The sequence below is a fragment of the Streptomyces sp. NPDC093225 genome (assembly GCF_044753805.1).
GTDB lineage: Bacteria > Actinomycetota > Actinomycetes > Streptomycetales > Streptomycetaceae > Streptomyces.
Genome location: NZ_JBIVNX010000013.1, coordinates 89,354 through 112,251 on the forward strand (window position 1 = coordinate 89,354; position 22,898 = coordinate 112,251).

The following is a 22,898-nucleotide window of genomic DNA, read 5'->3' on the forward strand; positions in this document are numbered from 1 at the left end:
CCGCCCGCCCCGTAGACTCGTCCTTTGGCACCTTTGCGTCCCTTTGACGAACTCAACCGGTCGGAGCGGGGACCACCAGCCAGCCCATCGGAAGTACGGGAAGAGATGTCGGCACCGAACAAGTCGTACGACCCTGTCGAGGTCGAGGCACTGAAACCGGAAGAGATCGAGCGCATGCGGGACGAGGCGCTCGCCGCCTTCGCGGCCGCCGGCGACCTCGACGCACTGGCGCACGCGAAGACCGCCCACGCCGGCGGCACCTCGCCGCTCGCCCTCGCCAACCGCGAGATCGGCGCCCTGCCGCCCCAGGCCAAGGCCGAGGCGGGCAAGCGCGTCGGCCAGGCCCGCGGCGCCGTGAACAAGGCGTACGCGGAGCGGCTCGCGGCCCTGGAGGCCGAGCGCGACGAGCGCGTCCTGGTCGAGGAGGCGGTGGACGTCACGCTGCCCTACGACCGCGTCCCGGCCGGCGCCCGGCACCCCCTGACCACCCTGATGGACCGCATCGCGGACATCTTCGTGGCCATGGGGTACGAGGTCGCAGAGGGCCCCGAGGTCGAGGCGGAGTGGTTCAACTTCGACGCCCTCAACTTCACGCCCGACCACCCGGCCCGCCAGATGCAGGACACCTTCTTCGTCCGCGGCCCCGAGGGCGTCGAGGGCGACGAGTCCGGTGTCGTGCTGCGCACCCACACCTCGCCGGTGCAGGCCCGCGCCCTCCTGGAGCGCCGCGAGCCGCCCGTCTACATCGTCTGCCCGGGCCGCGTGTACCGCACCGACGAGCTCGACGCCACGCACACCCCGGTCTTCCACCAGGTCGAGCTGCTGGCCGTCGACGAGGGCCTGACCATGGCCGACCTCAAGGGCACCATCGACCACATGGTCAAGGCGCTCTTCGGCGACGACGTCACCACCCGCCTGCGCCCGAACTTCTTCCCGTTCACCGAGCCGTCCGCCGAGATGGACATGCAGTGCTACGTGTGTCGCGGCGCGTCGGTGGGCAACCCCGACCGCCCCTGCCGCACCTGCTCCAGCGAGGGCTGGATCGAGCTCGGCGGCTGCGGCATGGTCAACCCCAAGGTGCTCACCGCCTGCGGTGTGGACCCGGAGAAGTACAGCGGGTTCGCCTTCGGGTTCGGCATCGAGCGGATGCTGATGTTCCGCCACAACGTCGAAGACATGCGAGACATGGTCGAGGGTGACGTCCGGTTCACCCGGCCGTTCGGGATGGAGATCTGATGCGGGTCCCGCTTTCTTGGCTGCGGGAGTACGTCGACCTGCCTGCGGGCGAGACCGGTCGTGACGTGCAGGCCAAGCTCATCGACGCCGGTCTGGAGGTCGAGACCGTCGAGCAGCTGGGCGCCGACCTGACGGGCCCGCTCGCGGTCGGCCAGGTGCTGACCATCGAGGAGCTGGAGGGCTTCAAGAAGCCGATCCGCTTCTGCACCGTCGACGTCGGCCAGGCCAACGGCACCGGCGAGCCCCAGGAGATCGTCTGCGGCGCCCGCAACTTCGCCGTCGGCGACAAGGTCGTCGTGGCCCTGCCCGGCGCGGTGCTGCCCGGCGACTTCGCGATCGCCGCGCGCAAGACGTACGGCAGGAACTCGCACGGCATGATCTGCTCCGGCGACGAGCTCGGCATGGGCGACGACGGCACGCACGGCATCATCGTGCTGCCGCCGGAGATCGAGGTCGGCATCGACGCGATCGAGCTGCTGGAGCTGAACGACGAGGTCCTCGACATCGCCGTCACCCCGGACCGCGGCTACTGCCTGTCCCTGCGCGGCGTGGCCCGCGAGACGGCCACCGCGTACGGGCTGCCGCTGCGCGACCCGGCGCTGCTCGACGTCCCGGCCCCGAACTCGTACGGCTACCTGGTCAAGGTCTCCGACCCGACCGGCTGCGACCGCTTCACCGCGCGCACCGTCACGGGCCTGGACCCCGAGGCCAAGTCCCCGATCTGGCTCAAGCGCCGCCTGCAGAAGGCCGGCATGCGCCCGATCTCGCTCGCCGTCGACATCACGAACTACGTGATGCTGGAGCTCGGCCAGCCGCTGCACGCCTACGACCGCTCCCGCCTGGACGGTGCCATCGGCGTCCGCCGCGCCGAGCAGGGCGAGAAGTTCACCACCCTCGACGGCGTCAAGCGCGTCCTCGACGCCGAGGACCTGGTGATCACCGACAACAGCGGGCCGATCGGCCTCGCCGGCGTCATGGGCGGTGCCGACACCGAGATCGCCGACGCCGTGGCCGACCCGGAGACGGGCGCCGTCACCGGCACCACGGACGTCGTGATCGAGGCCGCGCACTTCGACCCGATCACGATCTCCCGCACCGCCCGCCGCCACAAGCTGTCCTCCGAGGCGTCCAAGCGCTTCGAGCGCGGCGTGGACCCGCAGGCCGCCGCCGCTGCCGCGCAGCGCACGGTCGACCTGCTGGTGCTGCTGGCCGGCGGTACCGCCGAGGCGGGCGTCACCGAGCTGACCGCCCCGGTCGCCCCCCGGACCGTCGCCATGCGCGCGGACCACCCGGACAAGGTCGCGGGCGTGGCGTACGGCCGCGAGACCGTCGTGCGCCGCCTCCAGGAGGTCGGCTGCGACGTCTACGGCCAGGACGAGCTCGTCGTCACCGTGCCGTCGTGGCGTCCCGACCTCGCCGAGCCCAACGACCTCGCCGAGGAGGTCATCCGGCTCGAGGGCTACGCCAACCTGCCCTCGACCCTCCCGCAGGTGCCCTCCGGCCGCGGCCTGACCGCCCGCCAGCAGCTGCACCGCCGGGTCGGCCGCGCGCTGTCCGGCGCCGGCTACGTCGAGGCGCTGAACTACCCGTTCATCGGCGAGGGCGTCTTCGACCAGCTCCAGCTGCCCGCGCACGACGCGAGCCGCCAGGTCGTCACGCTCGTCAACCCGCTGTCCGACGAGGAGCCGGCGCTGCGCACGACGCTGCTGCCGGGCCTGCTCGGCACGCTGCGCCGCAACGACAGCCGCGGCGGCCACGACCTCGCGCTCTTCGAGACCGGCCTGGTCTTCCGGGCCGGCGACCGGCCGGGCGTCGCGGTGCGCCTCGGTGTGGACCGCCGTCCCACGGACGAGGAGATCGGCACGCTCAACGCGGCGCTGCCCGCCCAGCCGCGGTACGCCGCGGTCGTGCTGGCCGGCGCCCGCGAGCAGGCCGGCTGGTGGGGCAAGGGCCGTCCGTCCGACTGGGCCGACGCGGTCGAGGCCGCCCGCTCGCTGGCCCGCGAGGCCGGCGCCGACCTGGTGATCCGCCAGGGCCAGTACGGTCCGTGGCACCCGGGCCGGTGCGCCGAGCTGATCGTCACCCTCGACGGTGTCGAGCAGGTCATCGGCCACGCCGGTGAGCTGCACCCGCGCGTCGTCAAGGCGCTCGGGCTGCCCGCCCGCACCAGCGCGATGGAGCTCGACCTGGACCGCCTCCAGCGGGCCGGTGGCGAGGCCCTCCAGGCGCCCCGGATCTCCGCCTTCCCGGTGGCGACCCAGGACGTCGCGCTGATCGTCGACGCGTCGGTGCCGGCCGCCACGGTCGAGGCCGCGCTGCGCAAGGGCGCCGGTGAACTGCTGGAGTCGCTGCGGCTGTTCGACGTCTTCACCGGCGAGCAGGTCGGCGAGGGCAAGAAGTCCCTGGCGTACGCGCTGCGCTTCCGCGCGGCCGACCGCACGCTGACGGCCGAGGAGTCCACGGCCGCCCGCGACGCCGCCGTCGCGCTCGCCACCGAGCGCACCGGTGCGGTGCTGCGCGGGGCGTAACCGCCCGGCGGGGCGCCCGGGGCCGCAACCGCCCCGGCGCGTGCGCACCGAGTAGTCCCTTGAGGGGCCCATCCGAAGGTTTCGGGTGGGCCCCTCACTCATTCGGGTGAGATCCGCCGGCAGGGGTCTCGGCAGGATCCGGCCACTCGACACAATCGTTCCGGCCGCGGGGCGACGGGCGAGAGCCGAGGGTCCCCACACAGGCTTTCAGCGCCCCGGGGGCGACGCGAGCCCCAGACACGAGACGGCCTCTACCTCAGGGCTCCGGGGAGGCCGACGTGACGGGATTCAGGGTGCGGTGCCCGCTGACCGGGGACCTGCCCCCGCTGCGCCGGGCGTGCCTGACCGCCTGGGCGCTCGCCGCGGTGGCGTGGGAGGTGGGCGCCCCCGAAGCGCTGCACGCCCCGTTACTGACCCGACTGGCCACCTGCGCCGCCTTCCTGGGCCTGGGCGCGGTCGCGGCACTGTGCCTGCGTCAGGGCGTGCTCGCCGAGCTGCGGCGCGCCCAGGAGGTCGCCGGAGCCGCCCAGCGGGCCCTGCTGCGCCCGCTGCCGCCCCGCATGGAGGGGCTCGCCCTGGCCGCCGTCCAGGTGTCCGCCAGCCGCGGCGTGACGCTCGGCGGCGACCTCTACGCGGCGCTGCCGACCCGGTACGGGGTGCGCGTGGTGATCGGCGACGTCCGCGGTCACGGCCTGCCGGCGCTCGGCGCGGCCGCCGCGGTGCTCGGCAGCTTCCGCGAGGCGGCGTACGACGAGCGGGACCTGGGCGGCGTACTGCGGCGCATGGAACGGGCGTTGCAGCGACACCTGCGCGAGCGGGCCCGCACCGACGCCCCGGACGGAACCCAACCCGGTGCGGTGGCCGAGGAGTTCGTGACCGTCCTGGTCCTGGAGATCGCCCCCGACGGGGTGCTGCGCGCCCTCAACTGCGGCCACCCCTGGCCGTTCCGGCTCCGCCGGGCCGGTACCCCGCTCGGCCACGCGGAACCCTGGGCCGGCGGCGAGACGCTGCCGCCGCTCGGCGTGCTCCCGCTGCCGGCGGAGCTGCCGGTGCGGCCGTGCGGGGTGCTGCTGCCCGGCGAGGCGCTGTTCCTGCACACCGACGGGGTCGCCGACGCCCGTGACCGGGCCGGCCGGCACTTCCCCCTCGGCGGAGTGCTGAGGGAGGCGGCCGGCGCGACGGGCACGCCCGCCGGCCTGGTCGCGGGCGTGCACGCCGCTCTGCTGCGCCACACCAGCGGGCAGCTCGCCGACGATGCCGCCCTGCTGGTGGTGCGCAACGACCGCCGCCTGGTGCCCGTGCAACCGAGCGGGCAGGCGGTGCGCCGGGGCAGTGACCCCGCACGGGACCTGACAGGACCCGAGAGCGGAGCCTTGGCGCGGCGGTCGTGGAGCGCCGCCCGCCCTGCCGCGGAGTGTCGGGCAGACGGCAGGGCAGGCGGCGCGTAGTCGGGCCGTCGCACTGTACGAGGGGGAGCCGACGGCCCTGGCTACCTCTTGGCGAGGCGCTTCAGTCAACCGGTCCCGGGGGCCTCCGCGGCAGAGTGCGCCGCGCATTTATGCGCGCACTCGGTTCACACCCCGTGTGAAGCCCGGCCCCACTACGCTGGCTCCGACGAGCTCTTGGAGGGGCCCATGCTGCCCAACGGCCTGCTCGACGCCCTCCTCGCGGAGGCGGGCATCTCGCACGCCGGCCTCGCCGCCCGGGTCAACCAGGCGGGCCGGACGCGGGGTTTGGCACTGCGGTACGAACACACCGCCGTGGCACGCTGGTTGAAGGGCCAGCGGCCGCGCGGCCAGGTGCCCGACCTGATCTGCGAGGTGCTCGCCGCCCGGCTGGCCCGCACCGTCACCCTCGACGACATCGGCCTGGGCGTCCCCGGCACCCCCGCCGAGCCGGGCCCCTCCCCGCTGGCCGGCTTCGTGGACCGGGCCACCGCCCTGTGGCGCTCCGACGGCCAGGGCCGCCCCCAACACCTGGCCGCCGCCGCCCTGACGGGCACTCCGGCCGTGATGCCCGTGTGGGAGTGGGAGAACCCGCCCGAAGACGCGGACGTCGCCCGGCCCGCCTGCCCGGCGGCCGCCGGCGGCACGCCCGTCGGACCCGAGCACATCGAGGTCCTGCGGGCCGCCCGGGCCCACTACGAGCTGCTCTACCGGCGGGCCGGCGGGATGGCCACCCGCGGCCGGGTGGTCCGCTTCCTGGGCAGCGAGACCGCCCCGCTGCTGCGCGGCAGCTACCCCGACGACCTGGGGCGCCGGCTGCACCGGGCGGTCGGGTCGCTCGTCGCGGTCGCGGGCATCTGCGCGTACGACTCGGACGCCCACGGCCTGGCCCAGCGCTACTTCCACCAGGCGCTGCGGCTGGCCAAGGCCAGTGGCGACCGCGGACTCGGGGCGTACGTCGTCGCCCTGCTCGTCAACCAGTCCCTGCACCTGGGCGAGTTCCGGCAGGCGGTGGCCTTCGCGGAGGCCGCGCTGCGCGCCGCCGGCGCCCGTACCACCCCGGCGCTCACCGCCGACCTGTACGCGATGCAGGCCAAGGCCTACGCGTGGCTCGGCGACGGGCCGACGGCGCTGTCCTGCATCGGGCGGGCGGAGGAGGCCGCCGGGCGGATCCGGCCCGGCGGCGAACCGGACGAGACCGGCTACGTACAGCCCGGGCTGGTGGACGTACAGGTGGCGGAGGCGCTGCTGGCCCTGGGGGACCTGGCCGCCGCGCACGCGCACGCCGCGGCGGCCGTGGCGAGCCCCGCCCACGACCGCGGCCGCGTGCACCGGCTGGCGATGCTGTGCGCGGTCGAGCTGCGGCGCGGGGAGGTGGACCGGGCGGGCGCGGCGGCGGCCGAAATGGCCGAGCGGGCGCGGGGGATGGAGTCCCGGCGGCTGCGGGACCGGCTGCGCACCGCGCGGGCCGCCCTGCTGGCCAGCGGCGGCGCGGAGGCCCGGCAGGCGGCGGGGCTCATCGACGAGGCGCTGCGGGTGCCGCTGTGGGCGGCCGGGACGTGGAGCACGTCGTGATCCGGGCCGGGTGACGCCGCCGTCCGGGCGGCGGCGTCACCCGCGCGCCGGTCAGCCGTACGGGTAGAAGCCGGAGCCCGTCTTGCGGCCCAGCCGGCCCGCGTCGACCATGCGCTGCAGCAGCGGGGGAGCGGCGTACAGCGGCTCCTTGTACTCGGTGTACATCGAGTCGGCGATCGAGACGATGGTGTCCAGGCCGATGAGGTCGGCCAGCTTCAGCGGGCCCATCGGGTGGGCGCAGCCGAACTCCATGCCGTTGTCGATGTCCTCGCGGCTGGCGATGCCCGACTCGAACATCCGGATCGCGGAGAGCAGGTAGGGCACCAGCAGCGCGTTGACCACGAAGCCGGAACGGTCCTGGGCGCGGATCGGGTGCTTGCCGAGCACCTGGGTGACCAGCGCGTCGGCGCGCTTGATCGTCTCCTCGCTCGTGGTCAGCGCCGGGATGAGCTCGACGAGCTTCTGCACCGGGGCCGGGTTGAAGAAGTGGATGCCGATGACCTGGTCGGGGCGCGAGGTCGCGACGGCCAGCTTCACGAGCGGGATCGAGGAGGTGTTGGAGGCCAGGATGGCGTCCGGGCGGGTGATCACCTGGTCGAGGACCTGGAAGATCTCCGTCTTGACCTGCTCGTTCTCGACCACGGCCTCGATGACCAGGTCGCGGTCGGCGAACTCGCCGAGGTCGGTGGTGAAGCTGAGGCGGGCCAGGGTGGAGTCCCGCTCCTCGGCCGTGATCTTGCCGCGCTCGGCGGCCTTGGTCAGGGAGTTGTACAGCCGGGTGCGGCCGATCTCCAGGGCTTCGCCGGTGGTCTCGGCGACCTTGACCTCGAGACCGCTGCGCGCGCACACCTCGGCGATGCCCGCGCCCATCTGGCCACAGCCCACTACGCCGACGCGGGTGATGTCGGTAGGGAGGTCCGTCACTTGGTGCCCTTTCGGTGCTCATCCTCGGCGGGTCCCCCGTGGGCCAGTGTCACTGCTCTCCGGCGCCCGCCACGCCCCACGACGTTACTCCCGCCGCTGCGCCCCCTGAAGGGGCGGGGCGGGCATGCTGTGCGGGAACGATCTGTCGTTACTCTGCGGAACGGGAGTGTCACATGACGTACATGGGGCGGCGGGGCCTGCTCGCGGGCGCGGCCGGGGTGGCGGCCGCGGCGATGGGCGCGGAGGCGGTCGCCGCCGCGGGGCCGCGGGCGGGGCGTACGGAGCCGTCGGCGGAGCCGGGCGGTCGGCGGCGCCACCGGGACGGGGCGCCGGAGTTCCGGGGCGCGTGGCTGGCGACCGTGGAGAACATCGACTGGCCGTCGCGGGCCGGGCTGAGCGCGGCGGCGCAGCGCAGCGAGCTGATCGGGTACCTCGACACGGCGGTGCGGCGACGGCTCAACGCGGTGATCCTCCAGGTGCGGCCGACCGCCGACGCGATGTGGCCCTCGGAGTACGAGCCCTGGTCGCAGTGGCTCACCGGCACGCAGGGCAAGGACCCGGGGTGGGACCCGCTGGGCACGGCGGTCGCCGAGGCGCACGCGCGCGGGCTGGAGCTGCACGCCTGGTTCAACCCGTACCGGATCGCCAACCACACGGACCCCTCGCGACTGGCGGCGAGCCACCCGGCGCGCGAGTACCCGGAGTGGACGGTGGAGTACGGCGGGCGGCTCTACTACAACCCCGGGCTGCCGGAGGTGCGGGCCTTCGTGCAGGAGGCGATGCTCGACGCGGTCGACCGCTACCCGCTGGACGCGGTGCACTGGGACGACTACTTCTACCCGTACCCGGTCAGCGACGAGTACTTCGACGACGACGACGCGTACGACGAGTACGGCGGGGCCTTCGCGTCCCGCGGCGACTGGCGCCGCGACAACGTCAACGCGCTGGTGCGGGAGATGCGCGAGGGGATCGCGCGGGTGCGGCCCGGCACCCGGTTCGGGATCAGTCCGTTCGGCGTGTGGCGCACCCGGGACCAGGACCCGCTCGGCTCGCCGAACGGGCCGAGCCTGTGCTCGTACGACGACCTGTACGCGGACACCCGGCTCTGGATCGAGCAGGGCTGGCTCGACTACGTCGTGCCCCAGCTCTACTGGCACATCGGACACCCCACCGTGGACTACGTCACGCTCGCGACCTGGTGGGCCGAGACGGTCCGGGGATCGGGGGCGGACCTGTACGTCGGCGAGGCGCTGTACCGGTGCGACCCGGAGAGCGAGACGGCGGCCTGGCGGAAGGTGGACGAGCTGTCCCGGCACCTGACGTACGCGGCCCGGTACGCGGAGGTCCGCGGCCACGTCTACTTCTCGGGGAAGCAGGTGGCCACGGACCCCTTGGGTGCCATGGCGAGGGTCGTCGCCGACCACTACCCCACGGCGGTGCCGCCCCGCTGACGGTCACCCGCGTCGGTGCCGCCTCCGCGGGCGGTGCCCGCGGTCGCCGTCAGCGGTACGGCGCACGGGTCAGTAGCGCGGCTCGGTGGGTGGGTGCTTGACCACGCAGTCGGGTCCCGGAGACATCACGGCCTCGTGCCCGTCCTGGAAGCGGACGCGGTACGGCGGGCTGCCGTTCTCTCCCAGGACCTGGGTGATCTCGCCCACCCGGTCGTGCTGGCCCACGATCCTGCCGTGCTGCACCAGCTGGTCGCCCTCGGTCGCTCGCATCTGCTTGCCTCCTCGGAGCCGGTCGTTAGCGGTGACTGCAGTTTACGGCGATTCGCCGCTGTTGAGCCTGTCGGGTCGTGTTCGCCCGGTATCAGGCCCGCTGGGTGACCGCGATGCAGACGAGGACGGCCGCGGCGGCGGCCGGGGCGGCCGGGGTCAGCCGCTCGCCGAGCAGGGTCACCGACCACACGAGGGTCAGGAGCGGCTGGGCGAGCTGGAGCTGGCTCGCCCGGGCCGCGCCGATCTCCGCCATGCCGCGGTACCAGACGTACAGGCCGAGGAACGTCGAGCCGGCCGCGACCCAGACCAGCCCGGCCAGGCCGTGGGCGGTCAGGTGCACCGGCTCGTACGCCAGGCCGACCGCGGCGCCGACCGCGGTCAGCGGCAGGCACAGCACCAGCGCCCAGCCGATGACCTGCCAGCCCGGCATCGTACGGGCCAGCCGGCCGCCCTCGGTGTAGCCGGCGGCACACACCAGCAGCGCGCCGAAGAGGTACGCGTCGCCGGTCGAGAGCGCGCCGCCGCTCTGCTGGAGGGTGAAACCGATGACCACGGCGGCGCCGGCGACGGCCGCGGTCCAGAACGTCCGGGAGGGGCGCGTGCCGCCCCGCAGGCTGGAGAACACGGCCGTGGTCAGCGGGAGCAGGCCCACGACCACCGCCGCGTGCGAGGTCGTGGAGGTCTGCAGCGCGAGGGTGGTGAGCAGCGGGAAGCCGACGACCACGCCACCGCCGACCACGGCGAGGCCGGCCCAGTGGGCGCGGTCGGGCAGCCGGACGCGCAGCGCCAGCAGGAACCCGGCCGCGATGAGGGCGGCCAGCACGCTGCGGACCGCCACGAGGGACCAGGGGCCGAAGCTCTCCAGGCCCCACGCCGTGGCGGGGAAGGTGAGCGAGAAGGTGAGCACGCCGAGCGAGGCGAGGGCCGTGCCGGGGGAGAGGGTCCGGCGCGGGGTGACGGCCCCGGGGGCCGTAACGGTGGCGCCGCCGCCGCTCCCGATGCCGGAGTCACTGGTAACCGCTATCGTCGGAACGGTAGTAGCGCTATTCTGTGCTCTCATGCAACAGCGTAGCAGCGTGACTGAGCTGGCAGAAAGCCTTCGTTCTGAGCTCGACCGCTATCCAGTAGATGGAAAGCTGCCGTCCAGTCGGGCCCTCGTCGAGCGCTTCCGGGTCAGCCCGGTCACCGTCTCGCGGGCCCTGGCGCAGCTGGCCGCCGAGGGCCTGGTCGTCACCCGGCCCGGAGCCGGGGTGTTCCGGGCCGCTCCGCGGGAGCAGGACGCCGTCGCCGGCGACACCTCCTGGCAGGAGCTCACGCTCAGCGCCGAGGGACCCGGTGACGCGGTGCCGCGCTCGGTGGACGCGTCCGGGGTGCTGGCCAGCCTGACCGCCCCGCCGCCCGGGGTCATCGAGCTGAACGGCGGCTACCTGCACCACTCGCTGCAGCCCGAGCGCGCCATGGCGGCCGCCCTCACCCGCGCCGGGCGGCGGCCGGGCGCCTGGGGGCGCCCCCCGCTGGAGGGGCTCACCGAGCTGCGCGCCTGGTTCGCCCGCGAGATCGGCGGCTCCGTCACCGCGGCGGACGTCCTGGTCACCGCCGGCGGCCAGAGCGCGCTGACCACGGCCCTGCGCGCGCTGGCCGCACCCGGCGCCGCGGTGCTCGTGGAGTCGCCCACGTACCCCGGCATGCTCTCCATCGCCCGCGCCTCCGGGATGCGCCCGGTGCCGGTGCCGGGTGACGCCGACGGGGTGCGTCCCGACCTGCTGGAGAAGGCCTTCCGCGCCACCGGGGCCCGGGCGTTCGTCTGCCAGCCCCTCTTCCAGAACCCCACCGGCGCGGTCCTCGCCCCCGGTCGCCGCGCCGAGGTGCTGCGGATCGCCCGGGCCGCCGGGGCGTTCGTCGTCGAGGACGACTACGCCCGCTACATGGGGCACGACGACGGCGGGCCGCTGCCGGTGCCGATGGCCGCCGACGACCCGGACGGCGTGGTGGTGCACGTCCGGTCGCTGACCAAGGCCACCTCGCCGAGCCTGCGGGTGGGGGCGCTGGCCGCGCGCGGCCCGGTGCTGGAGCGGCTGCGCGCGATCCAGGTGGTGGACAGCTTCTTCGTGCCGCGGCCGCTGCAGGAGGCGGCCCTGGAACTGGTCGGCGCCCCCGCCTGGCCCCCCCACCTGCGCGCCGTCGCCACCGCCCTGCGCGAGCGCCGCGAGGTTCTGGCGGCGGCCCTGCGCCGGGAGCTGCCCGGCCTGGCCCCGGCCCACCTGCCGTCCGGCGGCTACCAGTTGTGGTGCCGGCTGCCCGAGGGCACCGACGAGGCCGCCTTCGTCGCCGCCGCGCTGCGCGCCGGCGTCGCGGTCGCGCCGGGCCGCCCGTACTTCAGCGCCGAACCGCCCGGCCCGCACGTCCGGCTGAGCTTCGCCGGCGTGGCGGGCCCGACGGAGCTGGCGGAGGCGGTGCGGCGGCTGGCGGGGTGCGGGGGGTCGTGAGGGCAAGCCCGCGGGCAGCCATCTCACCCGTCCGGGCTGCCGGATTCTTGGCTGTGCCTGGCGGGTCCCGTGGTGTGTGGGGGAGGCGCTTGAGGCGGTGGGGCAGGCTGGTCCGGCGGCAGGCCCTGCCGGGTCAAGCGCCGAGGGGACCCACACACCACGGGACCCGCCCCCGAAGCGAGCCCCCCGAAGCGAGCCCCCCGAAGCCCCCGCCCCGCCCCCGAAGCGCGCAGCGTGACAGGGCCACGTGCGAAGGTCACGTGCCACCAGGACGCACCAACACCTTGACCCGCGGCCCGGCGAGCCCCACCATCACCGCATGCATGTTCGGGTCACGCTCGTCGCGGCAGCCCGCAGTGCCCCGCTGCTCGCCGAGCGCTTCGACGACGACCGCCCGCTCGACCGGAACGGGTGGCAGGACGTGGCGGTGGCCGCCCACGGCCTCGTGCCGCTCGGCGCCGCCGAGCTGCGCTACTGCTCCCCGACGCCGCGCAGCCGCGCCACCGGGGAGGCGCTCGGTTACGCCCCGCTCGCGCAGCCGGCCCTGCGCGAGTGCGACATGGGTCGTTGGCGGGGCCTGACCCTGGGCGAGGTCGCGGCCCGCGAGCCCGCCGCGGTGGACGCCTGGCTCGCCGACCCGCTGGCGGCCCCGCACGGCGGCGAGTCCCTCACGGACTTCATCACGCGGGTCGGGGGCTGGCTCGACACCCGCGCCCTGTACTTCGTCCACACCGACCAGCGCACCGCCGGCGACGGCGCGATCGTCGCGGTGGCCGAGCCCTCGGTGGTGCGGGCCGCGCTGGTGTACGCACTCAAGGTGCCGCCGCTGACCTACTGGAACGTGGACGTCCGACCGCTCGCCGCGGTCACCCTCACCGGCTGGGCCGGATGCTGGCAGATGTCGCTCCGGGCGGCCGCGTGACGTACCGGGACGTGGCACCCGGAGCACCGGCTGACCTGCACGGAAATCGCTTGGAACAAGCGTACGGCGCTGGCTAGTTTGCCCCCATGGACGACGTACGAGAGCAGCACCTGCACATCACCACCCTCGCCGAGCGCCCCGAGCTGCGCGACGAGATGTGGGGCATGAAGGACACCTGGCCCGAGTTCACGATGCACGACCCGGTCGGGTGGATGCTGATGGGCCGGATCGCCGCCGAGCTGCCCGAGTACGTCCTCGTCGCCACGGACGGCACGGGCGCGGTGATCGCCCGTGCCTTCAGCGTGCCGTTCGCCCTCCACAAAGAGGGCCGCGGCGAACTGCCCCCGCGTGGCTGGGACCAGGTGCTGATGTGGGCCTTCTCGGACCTGCGGCACGGCGTCGCCCCCGACACCGTCAGCGCCATCGAGATCAACATCCACGCCGACCACCAGGGCAAGGCGCTCTCGGGCCGCATGCTCGCGGCGATGCGCGCCAACGCCAAGGCCCGCGGCTTCCGCGAGGTGGTCGCCCCGCTGCGCCCCAATGCCAAGCACCTCGAACCCGGGACGCCCATCGAGGAGTACGTGCTGCGCACCCGGCTCGACGGCCTGCCGCACGACCCGTGGCTGCGCGTCCACGTGCGCGCGGGCGGCGTCGTCGAGAAGGTCTGCCCGGCCTCCATGACGGTCAGCGGCTCACTGGAGGAGTGGCGGTCGTGGACGGGCCTGCCCTTCGACACGCGGGGCCCGGTCGTCGTGCCCAAGGCCCTGGTGCCGGTGCACTGCGAGCCGGACCTGGGGTACGCCGTCTACGTCGAGCCCAACGTGTGGGTCCGGCACCCGCTCGAGGACCCGGAGACGGGCGCCGCCCCCGAGGGGGAGACGGAGCCCGTGGCGACCGACGCGGCGGCCGTGGTGCCGGGTGCGGCCGCCGCGGCGCGCGTCGCGCCGTCCGTCACGGCCGGCGACCGGGAGTCCCTCACCGCCTTCCTCGACTACCAGCGCGCCACCCTGGCGTGGAAGTGCTCGGGCCTCACCCCCGATCAGCTCCGGCTGAAGGCGGTGCCGACCTCGGGACTCTCGCTGCTCGGCCTGGTCCGGCACGCGGCGGAGGTGGAGCGCGGCTGGTTCGCGAACGTGGTGCGCGGCGAGGGGCGCGGGGCGCTGTGGCCGCGCGTGAACGGGGAGTTCGCCGACTTCCACGTCGAGGACGCCGACGTCGAGGAGGCGTTCGCGTTCTGGCACGCCGAGTGCGACCGCTCGCGGGCGGCCGCGGCGGCCGTGCCGAGCCTGGACGACACCGTCGTCTTCCGCGGTGAGACCTACGCGCTGCGCTACGTCGTGACCCACATGATCGAGGAGTACGCCCGCCACAACGGCCACGCCGACCTGCTGCGCGAGGCGATCGACGGGGCGGTGGGGGAATGACGCCCCCCGTGGCTCCCGCGGCCCCCGTCCGCGCCGGGGCGGCCCGGTGACGGGCGAGAGCCCGGTCCTGTGGGGGCTGGCGGCCAACCCGGCGCTGCCGCCCGAGCTGTTCGGTCCGCTGCTCGCCGCGGCGACGCCGGGGAACTCCTGGCTCGCGTACCAGCTGGCCGACCGCGACGACCTCACGCGCCCCCAGGTCCTCGCCCTCGCGGCCTTCCTCGACGACGGTGACACGGTCGCCCAGTGCCTGGCCCGCCGCGGCCTGCTGACCGCCGAGGACATCGACCCGGCCGTGCGGCCCGACACCGCCCTGGCCCTGATGGACGAGTGGGGGAGCCGGACCGCATGGGCCCGGGTGCTGGTGGCCGACCCGTCCGTGGAGCGCCGCGAGCGGCTCGCCGAGTGCCGCGGGCTGCCGGACGACGTGGTCGACCTCCTCGCCGCCGACCGGGACGCGTGCGTCGTCACGAAGCTCGCCCTCTCGGCCCCGCCCGAGCGCGCACCGCTGCTCGCCCGGCTGGCCCGGTACCCGCACGCGGAGGTCCGGAGCGCCGTCGCGGCCAACCCGGCCACCCCGCCCGCGGTACTGGCCGACCTGCTCCTCGGCCGCGGTGCCGCCCCGGCCGAGCGCTGCATGGCCTGTGACGAAACGGACGCCGGCCGCTACCACCAGCCGGACTGCGGGGCGCCCGGCGCCGACCCGGGCTGGCGGGACTGCACCGACGGCGCGCACGAGTCGGCCGCCGCCGACCTGTGCGTGCAGGCCCTGGGCAACCCCGCGCTGCCGGCCGACGCGGCCGCCCGGTTCGTCGGCCATCCCGGCTACCTGGTGCGCAGGGCGCTCGCCGGCCGCGAGGACCTGCCGCAACGGGCGTACGAGGACCTCGCCGACGCCCCGGAGAGCTGGGTCCGCGGCGACCTGGCCGCCAACCCGGCGATCGCGGAACCGCTGCTCCGCCGGCTCGCCCGGGACGCGGACCCCGACGTGCGGCGCGACGCCGCCCGGCACCCGCGCATCCCCCTCGACGCCCTCGGCCCGCTCGTCGCCACGACGCGGATCGGGTCGACCGTGCTGCCCCGGATCGCGGCGGCCACGGCCGACGAGGTCGCCCTGCTGGCCGCGCACCGCGACCCCCTGTTGCGCATGCTCGTCGCCGCGCGCGGGGACCTGCCCGGACCGGTCCGCGACGCCCTGGTCGCGGACCCCGACCCCAAGGTGGCCAAGTCGGCCGCCCGCCATCCGGGTCTGTCGGAGGCACAGTTGCGGGCCGCGCTCGACCGCCACGGCGTGCAGGTCGCGGCCCGGATCGCGGGCAACCCGGAGACCCCTCCGGAGCTGCTGGAGGCCCTGGCAGCGTACGCGCCGCCGGTGAACAAGGCCCGTCGGGAGGTGGCCCGCCACCCCCGGGCCACGGCGGCGGCCCTGCGCACCTGCATCGCGTACGACGACACCCGCCGCCTCGCCGCCGCCCACCCCGCGCTCGCGGTCGGCGACCTGCTCCCGCTGCTCGACCACCCCGATGCCGTGACCGTCGAAGCCGCCGCCCGCAACCCCGCCCTTCCGCCGGCGACGATGCGCACCCTCCTGCCGTGACCGGCCCGGACGCCGGCGCCGCCCCGCTGGAGGCGGCCGTCCGCGCGGGCCGGGCGGACGCCGTGCGCGCCCTGGTCCGGGCGGGCGAGGACCCCCGTCTGCCGCTGGGGGAGTACCACGAGACCACGCCGCTCTGCCTGGCGGCCTCCCTCGGCCGCCTCGGGGTCGCTGACGCCGTTGACGCCCGCGCCGCCGCACCGCGGCGGCGCGGGGTCAGCGCAGGACCGGGCCGACGACCGACGTGACGGCCCGGGCGACGGCCCCGGGGGTCGGCGGGGTGCCCGTGCGGTCGGCGAAGAGGAGGTGGGCGGCGCCGATCAGGGTGGGGGCGAGGGCCTCGGCCTCGGCCTCGGGGGCGAGGCGGCCCAGGGCGCGCTCGGCGGCCAGATAGGCGGCGATGGCCGCGGCGGCCTCCGCCAGCACCGGGACACCGGTCGGGCGCGCCGCGCGCAGCCGGGCCCGGAGGGCGTCCCGGGAGGTCACCAGGCCCACGACGGCCACCGCGACCGACGTGAAGAGGTCCGTCAGGAAGGCCGCGAGGTTCCCCGCGACCGTGCCGGTCCCCGCCGCGGCGCACATGGCCGCCCCCTGCGCATCGACGCGGGCGACCCGGTCCGTCACCAGCTCCGCCAGGAACGCGTCGAAGTCCGCGAAGTGCCGGTGCAGGACCCCCTTGGCGCAGCCCGCCTCCGTGGTGACGGCGCGGCTGGTCAGCGCACTGGGGCCGTCCCGCAGCAGGACGCGGTCGGCGGCGGCGAAGAGCTGCGCGCGCACGTCCTGGAGCGCCACGCCGGTGGGTGCCATGGAGTCCTCCCGAAGACCCGTGGCCGACGGATGTCGGCCGTCGGCCGTTGACCAGTGGGCATGTGCCCACTCATAGTGGGCACATGCCCACCTTAGCGTCGGGAGAACCCGACCCCACCCCGCAGCAGCACGGATCGCACCGCCGACGCGACGTCGCCGAGTCCTTCGGAGGCGACGCCAAGCGCTACGAGCGCGCCCGTCCGCGCTACCCCGACGGGTTGGTCGCCCGGGTGACCGCCGCCGCGGCCGACCGCGTCCCGCCCGCCGCCCCGCCGGCCGCGCCGGCCGCGCCGGGCGCCGCGACCGCGCCGCCGGCCGGCAGCGGTCCGGCGGACACCCCGCCCACCGTGCTCGACGTCGGCTCCGGCACCGGGATCGCGGCCCGCCAGTTCCGGGCCGCCGGCTGCCGCGTGCTCGGCGTCGAGCCCGACGCCCGGATGGCCGCCGTCGCCGAGCGCCTCGGCGTCCGGACGGAGACGGCGACGTTCGAGGACTGGGACCCGGCCGGCCGCACCTTCGACGCGGTCGTCGCCGCCCAGGCCTGGCACTGGATCGACCCGGCGGCCGGCGCGGCCAAGGCGGCCGCCGTGCTGCGCCCCGGAGGCCGGTTCGCCGCGTTCTGGAACGCCCTGCGGCTGCCGCCCGCCGCCGCGGAGGCCTTCGGCGCCGTGTACGCCCGCCTCCTCCCGGACCTGCCGTTCGACCCCCGCGCCCTCACGGAGCAGGGCGAACAGGCCTACGCGAAGGTCCTCGACCGGACCGTCGAGGGCCTGGGCGCCGCGGGCTCCTTCGGGACGCCGGAGCGCGGGCGGGACGCGTGGGAGTGGACGTACACGCGTGAGGCGTGGCTCGACCAGCTGCCGACGCTGGGCGCCTTCACCCGCCTCCCCGCCGACCGCCTCGCCGGGCTCCTCGATGCCGTGGGCACCGCCGTCGACGCCCTCGGCGGCTCGTTCACCGCGCGGTACACCACGCTCTCCGTCACCGCCGCCCGCCTCCGCTGACGGCCGACCCCTCGCCGGCAGGGCCCCGTGGCGGCAGCGACCCCGTGGCGGTCGTCGGCCGCTGTCAGTGCGCCGTGCCATGCTGGGGGACATGGGCTTGGAGGACCTGAAGCGGTTGCGGCGTGCGCGGGACACCATGGACCGCGACTACGCGGAACCACTGGACGTGCCTGCCCTGGCGGCCGTCGCACTGATGTCCCCGGGGCACTTCTCCCGCAGCTTCCGCACCGCCTTCGGCGAGACGCCGTACAGCTACCTGATGACCCGCCGCGTCGAGCGCGCCAAGGCGCTGCTGCGGCGCGGCGACCTCAGCGTCACCGAAGTGTGCTTCGCGGTCGGTTGTACGTCGCTGGGCTCGTTCAGCTCGCGTTTCACCGAACTGGTCGGCGAGACCCCGAGCGCCTACCGGGCCCGCTGCCACGCGGCCGGCGCCCCGATCCCCGCCTGCGTCGCCAAGATCCACACCCGGCCGGTCCGGGCCGGCGGCTGACCGACCGCCGCCGGGCCGCACGACCCGCCGCGGCCCCGCCCGCCGACCGGTCGGCACGGCAGGAAGCGGGATCGGCGCGCGGCTCGTAGCGTCGAGGGCATGAACGTCAAGCTGTCCCAGTGCTTCATCGCGGTCGACGACCACGACAAGGCGCTCGCCTTCTACCGGGACGTCCTCGGCCTGGAGGTGCGCAACGACGTCGGGTTTGAGGGGATGCGCTGGGTGACCGTCGGGTCCCCCGACCAGCCGGACGTGGAGATCGTCCTCGAGCCGCCGCTCGCCGACCCGGGCGCCTCCCCGGCCGACCGGCGGGCGATGGCGGAGCTGCTGGCCAAGGGCCACCTCCGCGGCGTGATCTTCTCCACCGACGACGTGGACGCCACCTTCGAACGGATCCGCGCCGCCGGCGGGGAGGTGCTGCAGGAGCCGATCGACCAGCCGTACGGCGTCCGCGACTGCGCCTTCCGCGACCCGGCGGGGAACATGCTCCGCTTCAACCAGCCCCGCACGGGCTGAGGACCGCATACGGTGGACCGCTCACGGCCGGCGGCGCCCGCACCACGGGGCCCGTGCCCGGGCCCCGCAACGGAGGAGAGACGAGACGATGCGCAAGGCCACGAGGACGGACGCGCACGCGTCGGATCCGCACGCCGCCGACAGCCACGACCTCATCCGCGTGCTCGGCGCGCGCGAGAATAACCTCAAGGACGTCAGCATCGAGATCCCCAAGCGCCGGCTGACGGTGTTCACGGGCGTCTCCGGCTCGGGCAAGAGCTCGCTCGTCTTCGACACGATCGCCGCCGAGTCGCAGCGCCTGATCAACGAGACGTACAGCGCCTTCGTCCAGGGGTTCATGCCCAGCCTCGCGCGCCCCGACGTCGACGTCCTCGACGGCCTGACCACCGCGATCATCGTCGACCAGCAGCGGATGGGCGCCGACCCGCGCTCGACCGTCGGCACCGCCACCGACGCCAACGCGATGCTCCGCATCCTCTTCAGCCGGCTCGGCAGCCCGCACATCGGCCCGCCCGGCGCGTACGCCTTCAACGTCCCCTCGGTCCACGCGACCGGCGCCATCACCGTCGAGCGCGGCGCCCAGAAGACCGAGAAGGCGACCTTCCGGCGCACCGGCGGCATGTGCCCGCGCTGCGAGGGCCGTGGCTCCGTCAACGACATCGACCTGTCCCAGCTGTACGACGACACCAAGTCGCTCGCCGAGGGCGCGCTGACGATCCCCGGCTACAGCATGGACGGCTGGTACGGGCGCATCTTCGCCGGCTCCGGCTTCTTCGACATGGACAAGCCGATCCGCAGGTACACCAAGCGGGAGCTGCACGACCTGCTGCACAAGGAGCCCACCAAGATCAAGGTCGAGGGCATCAACCTCACGTACGAGGGCCTGATCCCGAAGCTGCAGAAGTCGATGCTGGCCAAGGACGTCGACGCGCTGCAGCCGCACGTCCGCGCCTTCGTGCAGCGGGCGGTCACGTTCACCACCTGCCCCGACTGCGACGGCACCCGCCTCACCGAGGCGGCCCGGTCCTCGAAGGTCGCGGGCATCAGCATCGCCGACGCCTGCGCGATGCAGATCAGCGACCTGGCCGACTGGGTCCGCGGCCTCGACGACGCGTCGGTGGCCCCGCTGCTGGCCAAGCTCCAGCACTCCCTGGACTCCTTCACGGAGATCGGCCTGGGCTACCTCTCGCTCGACCGGCCCGCGGGCACGCTCTCGGGCGGCGAGGCGCAGCGCGTCAAGATGATCCGCCACCTCGGTTCCTCGCTCACCGACGTCACGTACGTCTTCGACGAGCCCACCGCGGGCCTGCACCCGCACGACATCCAGCGGATGAACGAGCTCCTGCTGCGGCTGCGCGACAAGGGCAACACCGTCCTCGTCGTCGAGCACAAGCCGGAGGTCGTCGAGATCGCCGACCACGTCGTCGACCTCGGCCCCGGCGCCGGCGCCGCGGGCGGCTCGGTCTGCTTCGAGGGCACCGTCGACGGGCTGCGGGCGGCCGGCACGATCACCGGCCGCCACTTCGACGACCGCTCCTCCCTCAAGCCGTCCGTCCGTACGCCCACCGGCGCGCTGGCGGTCCGCGGCGCGACGACGCACAACCTGCAGGGCGTCGACGTCGACATCCCGATCGGCGTCCTGACCGTCATCACCGGCGTGGCCGGGTCGGGCAAGAGCTCGCTCGTCCACGGGTCGGTCCCGGCCGACGAGGGGGTGGTCTCGGTCGACCAGAGCCCGATCCGCGGCTCGCGGCGGAGCAACCCGGCGACGTACACCGGGCTGCTCGACCCGATCCGCAAGGCCTTCGCCAAGGCCAACGGCGTGAAGCCGGCGCTGTTCAGCGCCAACTCCGAGGGCGCCTGCCCCACCTGCAACGGCGCCGGCGTCGTCTACACCGACCTGGCGATGATGGCCGGCGTGGCCACCACCTGCGAGGAGTGCGAGGGCAAGCGCTTCCAGGCCTCGGTCCTCGAGTACCGCCTCGGCGGGCGGGACATCAGCGAGGTGCTCGCGATGCCCGTGACCGAGGCCGAGGAGTTCTTCGGCGCCGGTGAATCGAGGACGCCGGCCGCGCACAAGATCCTGGAACGGCTCGCCGACGTCGGCCTCGGCTACCTCAGCCTCGGCCAGCCCCTCACCACGCTCTCGGGCGGCGAGCGGCAGCGGCTGAAGCTGGCCTCGCACATGGGGGAGAAGGGCGGGATCTACGTCCTGGACGAGCCCACCACCGGCCTGCACCTCGCCGACGTCGAGCACCTGCTCGGCCTGCTCGACCGGCTCGTCGACGCGGGCAAGTCCGTGATCGTCATCGAGCACCACCAGGCGGTCATGGCGCACGCCGACTGGATCATCGACCTCGGCCCGGGGGCCGGCCACGACGGCGGCCGGATCGTCTTCGAGGGCACCCCCACCGACCTCGTCGCCGCCCGCTCCACCCTCACCGCCGAACACCTGGCCGCCTACGTCGGCGCCTGACGCCCCCGTCCGACCCTCCGGGCCCCGCCCGGCCGTCGCGGCCCCACGCCCCCTGTGACTGGGCGCTTCGGTTGGCGAGCTGCGTCAACCGAAGCGCCCAGTTCTCCCTCTGCGCACGAGAACCGGTTCGGGTTCAGCTCGCTGGTGTCGGCGAGTGGGTGAAGCAGCCCGTGACCGGCGACGACGGACTGTCAGCCGTGGTGGTTCGCCGGCTCACGGCGTACAGCCCGGACCGGACGAGCCGGTCGGCGTCGCCCGTCGGTGCTGCCGGGAGACGCTTCGCTCAGGACAGCGCGGCAGGGCATCTGGTGCCGCGTGGCGGCAAGGTCAGGTTGGTCAGGTATCCGTCGACGGCGCGCTCCATGCAGGGGCCGCTGGCGACACTGCCGTGGCCCTGACCCTCGTACGTGAGGAGCACACCACCGCGGCCGAGCTGCCTGGTCACCGAGACCGCCCACGGGTAGCCGGTGGCAGGGTCGTGGAGTGCGCTGGAGAGCAGGATCGGAGGGGCTCCGCGGACCGCCAGGCGGTGCTGCGGGTTGGCGGTCGGCGTGCCCAGGCATGCCGCTGTCATCTGGATCGGCAGCAGGTGCGGCAGGTCGGGTGCGGTTCTGTTCATCGTGCGGACGAGTGAGGCGTACTCCTGGTAGTCCCGCACGGGCAGGTGCCAGTCCGAGCAGAGGACGGGGGTCGCGGGCGGCAGCGGCATGGTCGAGCCGGGCGAGGCAGGGAGTGGGCTGCTCGCCTCCATGCGGAGGATGGCGGTGGCCAGTTCCGCGTACCTGACGGCGTAGAACTCCTTGAAGGCGATCCTGTTGACCAGCTCCACCAGCGAGAGGTGGACTCCAGGCCGTTCGGGATCCTCCAGTTCGCCTCGTTCGGCCCGGCTCAGCAGCCCCCGCCATGCCGCGCGTACGTCGCGGCCGTGCAGTGCGCAGGATGCGTCGTGGGCGCACCACTTCGCGAACTCGTCGAAAGAGTCCTGCGCCGCCACTGCCTGGGCTCCCAGAAAGTCACGGGTGCGGGAAACACCGTGGTCCATCACGCTTTCCAGCACCATGGCGCGGATCCGGTGCGGGTAGGTCTCGGCGTACTGTGCCCCGAGCACCGTGCCGTACGAACTTCCGTGGAAGGTCAGTTGGGCTTCGCCGAGGGCTGCCCGGAGCGCGTCCAGGTCCTGGACGGTCTGGCCCGTGTCGAGGTGATCGAACACGGCGCCGGTGCGTGTCCGGCAGTCCGCGCGGAGCTGCTTGTTGTACGCGAGGACGGCGTCGAAGTCCGCCTGGCTCGCCAGATCCGCTGACGGCCGCTGGGCCAGCAGGTCGCCGGAGCAGGTCACCGGGCTGCTGCCACCCACGCCGCGCGGGTCGAAGCTGACGATGTCGAACCTGCGACGGGCCTCGGGGCTGAACCGGTCGATGCCTTTGACCACCCGCTCCACACCGGAGTCGCCGGGTCCCCCGGGGCCGAACACCATCGAGCCGATGCGTGCACCGGGGTCGGTGGCCTGCCGGCGGGCCACAGCCAGGCTGAACGTCGGCCCGCTCGGACGGGCCCAGTCGACCGGCACGGTGAGGGTGGCGCACTCGGATCCCGGGTTGTCCCGAACGTCGCACAGAGCCCACCGCAGAGCTTCGGCGGTCACCGGCGATGCCGTCGCGATGGGTGCGGCGGCGGTGAAACCGGCGACGGCGGCGAAGATGGTACCCGCGACCGCGACCGTCCCTCGTAAGGCAACGCGCTGTATCGC

The 22,898-nt window shown here is 74.6% G+C and carries 19 protein-coding genes and 1 pseudogene; 15 read left to right on the top strand and 5 right to left on the bottom strand.

All coding sequences use genetic code 11. The features are described 5' to 3' along the window. The first annotated feature begins 105 nt into the window (after nt 1-105). The 4 genes from pheS (at nt 106) to ACIQCH_RS14865 (ending at nt 6,784) form a co-directional block, all read left to right on the top strand. On the top strand, nt 106-1,236 hold the full coding sequence (gene pheS, locus ACIQCH_RS14850; RefSeq protein WP_402581069.1) for a phenylalanine--tRNA ligase subunit alpha: 1,131 nt from the start codon (nt 106-108) through the stop codon (nt 1,234-1,236). Then, on the top strand, nt 1,236-3,764 hold the full coding sequence (pheT, locus tag ACIQCH_RS14855; protein ID WP_402581070.1) for a phenylalanine--tRNA ligase subunit beta: 2,529 nt from the start codon (nt 1,236-1,238) through the stop codon (nt 3,762-3,764). The genes pheS and pheT overlap by 1 nt, the downstream gene beginning before the upstream one ends. A 278-nt stretch (nt 3,765-4,042) precedes the next feature. Then, a complete protein-coding gene (locus ACIQCH_RS14860) occupies nt 4,043-5,212 on the top strand; it encodes a PP2C family protein-serine/threonine phosphatase (RefSeq protein WP_402581071.1) in 1,170 nt (389 codons plus the stop codon). 186 nt (nt 5,213-5,398) lie between these two features. Continuing rightward, on the top strand, nt 5,399-6,784 hold the full coding sequence (locus ACIQCH_RS14865; RefSeq protein ID WP_402581072.1) for a transcriptional regulator: 1,386 nt from the start codon (nt 5,399-5,401) through the stop codon (nt 6,782-6,784). A gap of 51 nt (nt 6,785-6,835) precedes the next feature. On the opposite strand, the gene ACIQCH_RS14870 is transcribed toward ACIQCH_RS14865, so the two are convergent. Continuing rightward, a complete protein-coding gene (locus tag ACIQCH_RS14870) occupies nt 6,836-7,654 on the bottom strand; it encodes a 3-hydroxybutyryl-CoA dehydrogenase (protein WP_402581144.1) in 819 nt (272 codons plus the stop codon). Between the two features lie 227 nt (nt 7,655-7,881). On the opposite strand from ACIQCH_RS14870, the gene ACIQCH_RS14875 reads away from it, so the two are divergent. Beyond that, the gene (locus ACIQCH_RS14875; protein WP_402581073.1) at nt 7,882-9,159 is read left to right on the top strand and encodes a glycoside hydrolase family 10 protein; all 1,278 of its coding nucleotides are present in this window, start codon (nt 7,882-7,884) and stop codon (nt 9,157-9,159) included. A 69-nt stretch (nt 9,160-9,228) separates the two neighbouring features. Here the strand turns inward: ACIQCH_RS14875 and ACIQCH_RS14880 are convergent, their stop codons facing one another. Next, nucleotides 9,229-9,429, bottom strand: a complete 201-nt coding sequence (locus ACIQCH_RS14880) for a DUF1918 domain-containing protein (protein WP_402581074.1) — start codon at nt 9,427-9,429, stop codon at nt 9,229-9,231. 91 nt (nt 9,430-9,520) lie between these two features. Further along, entirely contained in the window at nt 9,521-10,489 is a 969-nt protein-coding gene (locus ACIQCH_RS14885; protein ID WP_402581075.1) for a DMT family transporter, read from the bottom strand. Here ACIQCH_RS14885 and ACIQCH_RS14890 point away from each other — a divergent pair. The 6 genes and pseudogenes from ACIQCH_RS14890 to ACIQCH_RS14915 all read left to right on the top strand — a co-directional run bounded on the left by ACIQCH_RS14890 (nt 10,488) and on the right by ACIQCH_RS14915 (nt 16,103). Beyond that, the gene (locus tag ACIQCH_RS14890) at nt 10,488-11,915 is read left to right on the top strand and encodes a PLP-dependent aminotransferase family protein (RefSeq protein WP_402581076.1); all 1,428 of its coding nucleotides are present in this window, start codon (nt 10,488-10,490) and stop codon (nt 11,913-11,915) included. The two genes, ACIQCH_RS14885 and ACIQCH_RS14890, sit on opposite strands and share 2 nt — an antisense overlap. Nucleotides 11,916-12,234: 319 nt before the next feature. Continuing rightward, entirely contained in the window at nt 12,235-12,837 is a 603-nt protein-coding gene (locus ACIQCH_RS14895; RefSeq protein ID WP_402581077.1) for a histidine phosphatase family protein, read from the top strand. Between the two features lie 86 nt (nt 12,838-12,923). After that, a pseudogene (locus ACIQCH_RS14900) lies at nt 12,924-13,682 on the top strand (hypothetical protein); the annotation flags it as partial. A gap of 69 nt (nt 13,683-13,751) precedes the next feature. Then, on the top strand, nt 13,752-14,264 hold the full coding sequence (locus tag ACIQCH_RS14905) for a DinB family protein (RefSeq protein WP_402581145.1): 513 nt from the start codon (nt 13,752-13,754) through the stop codon (nt 14,262-14,264). Nucleotides 14,265-14,310: 46 nt separating this feature from the next. Further along, nucleotides 14,311-15,858 carry a hypothetical protein gene (locus ACIQCH_RS14910; RefSeq protein WP_402581078.1) on the top strand — a complete coding sequence of 516 codons (1,548 nt, stop codon included), beginning with the start codon at nt 14,311-14,313 and terminating at the stop codon, nt 15,856-15,858. Next, nucleotides 15,855-16,103, top strand: coding sequence for a hypothetical protein (locus tag ACIQCH_RS14915; RefSeq protein ID WP_402581079.1), 249 nt, complete (start codon nt 15,855-15,857; stop codon nt 16,101-16,103). Before ACIQCH_RS14910 ends, ACIQCH_RS14915 begins: the two co-directional genes overlap by 4 nt. Here the strand turns inward: ACIQCH_RS14915 and ACIQCH_RS14920 are convergent. Beyond that, on the bottom strand, nt 16,072-16,662 hold the full coding sequence (locus ACIQCH_RS14920; protein WP_402581080.1) for a TetR/AcrR family transcriptional regulator: 591 nt from the start codon (nt 16,660-16,662) through the stop codon (nt 16,072-16,074). The genes ACIQCH_RS14915 and ACIQCH_RS14920 overlap by 32 nt on opposite strands. A gap of 83 nt (nt 16,663-16,745) precedes the next feature. On the opposite strand from ACIQCH_RS14920, the gene ACIQCH_RS14925 reads away from it, so the two are divergent. From ACIQCH_RS14925 to ACIQCH_RS14940, 4 genes are all read left to right on the top strand, one after another. Beyond that, the gene (locus ACIQCH_RS14925; protein ID WP_402581081.1) at nt 16,746-17,666 is read left to right on the top strand and encodes a class I SAM-dependent methyltransferase; all 921 of its coding nucleotides are present in this window, start codon (nt 16,746-16,748) and stop codon (nt 17,664-17,666) included. A gap of 91 nt (nt 17,667-17,757) precedes the next feature. Next, nucleotides 17,758-18,156, top strand: coding sequence for a helix-turn-helix domain-containing protein (locus ACIQCH_RS14930; RefSeq protein ID WP_402581082.1), 399 nt, complete (start codon nt 17,758-17,760; stop codon nt 18,154-18,156). Between the two features lie 99 nt (nt 18,157-18,255). Further along, a complete protein-coding gene (locus ACIQCH_RS14935) occupies nt 18,256-18,672 on the top strand; it encodes a VOC family protein (protein WP_402581083.1) in 417 nt (138 codons plus the stop codon). An 88-nt stretch (nt 18,673-18,760) separates the two neighbouring features. Then, nucleotides 18,761-21,148: an ATP-binding cassette domain-containing protein gene (locus ACIQCH_RS14940; RefSeq protein ID WP_402581084.1), complete on the top strand. Its 2,388-nt coding sequence runs from the start codon at nt 18,761-18,763 to the stop codon at nt 21,146-21,148. Between the two features lie 283 nt (nt 21,149-21,431). On the opposite strand, the gene ACIQCH_RS14945 is transcribed toward ACIQCH_RS14940, so the two are convergent. Beyond that, entirely contained in the window at nt 21,432-22,793 is a 1,362-nt protein-coding gene (locus ACIQCH_RS14945) for an alpha/beta hydrolase (RefSeq protein WP_402581085.1), read from the bottom strand. Nucleotides 22,794-22,898 lie beyond the last annotated feature (105 nt).

Excerpts from the sequence above, each read along its gene's own strand:
- pheS (WP_402581069.1), top strand. The coding sequence starts at position 106 with ATGTCGGCACCGAACAAGTCGTACGACCCTGTCGAGGTCGAGGCACTG.
- pheT (WP_402581070.1), top strand. The coding sequence starts at position 1,236 with ATGCGGGTCCCGCTTTCTTGGCTGCGGGAGTACGTCGACCTGCCTGCG.
- ACIQCH_RS14865 (WP_402581072.1), top strand. The coding sequence starts at position 5,399 with ATGCTGCCCAACGGCCTGCTCGACGCCCTCCTCGCGGAGGCGGGCATC.
- ACIQCH_RS14870 (WP_402581144.1), bottom strand. The coding sequence starts at position 7,654 with ATGGGCGCGGGCATCGCCGAGGTGTGCGCGCGCAGCGGTCTCGAGGTC.
- ACIQCH_RS14875 (WP_402581073.1), top strand. The coding sequence starts at position 7,882 with ATGACGTACATGGGGCGGCGGGGCCTGCTCGCGGGCGCGGCCGGGGTG.
- ACIQCH_RS14880 (WP_402581074.1), bottom strand. The coding sequence starts at position 9,429 with ATGCGAGCGACCGAGGGCGACCAGCTGGTGCAGCACGGCAGGATCGTG.
- ACIQCH_RS14890 (WP_402581076.1), top strand. The coding sequence starts at position 10,488 with ATGCAACAGCGTAGCAGCGTGACTGAGCTGGCAGAAAGCCTTCGTTCT.
- ACIQCH_RS14885 (WP_402581075.1), bottom strand. The coding sequence starts at position 10,489 with ATGAGAGCACAGAATAGCGCTACTACCGTTCCGACGATAGCGGTTACC.
- ACIQCH_RS14895 (WP_402581077.1), top strand. The coding sequence starts at position 12,235 with ATGCATGTTCGGGTCACGCTCGTCGCGGCAGCCCGCAGTGCCCCGCTG.
- ACIQCH_RS14920 (WP_402581080.1), bottom strand. The coding sequence starts at position 16,662 with ATGGCACCCACCGGCGTGGCGCTCCAGGACGTGCGCGCGCAGCTCTTC.
- ACIQCH_RS14925 (WP_402581081.1), top strand. The coding sequence starts at position 16,746 with ATGCCCACCTTAGCGTCGGGAGAACCCGACCCCACCCCGCAGCAGCAC.
- ACIQCH_RS14930 (WP_402581082.1), top strand. The coding sequence starts at position 17,758 with ATGGGCTTGGAGGACCTGAAGCGGTTGCGGCGTGCGCGGGACACCATG.
- ACIQCH_RS14935 (WP_402581083.1), top strand. The coding sequence starts at position 18,256 with ATGAACGTCAAGCTGTCCCAGTGCTTCATCGCGGTCGACGACCACGAC.
- ACIQCH_RS14940 (WP_402581084.1), top strand. The coding sequence starts at position 18,761 with ATGCGCAAGGCCACGAGGACGGACGCGCACGCGTCGGATCCGCACGCC.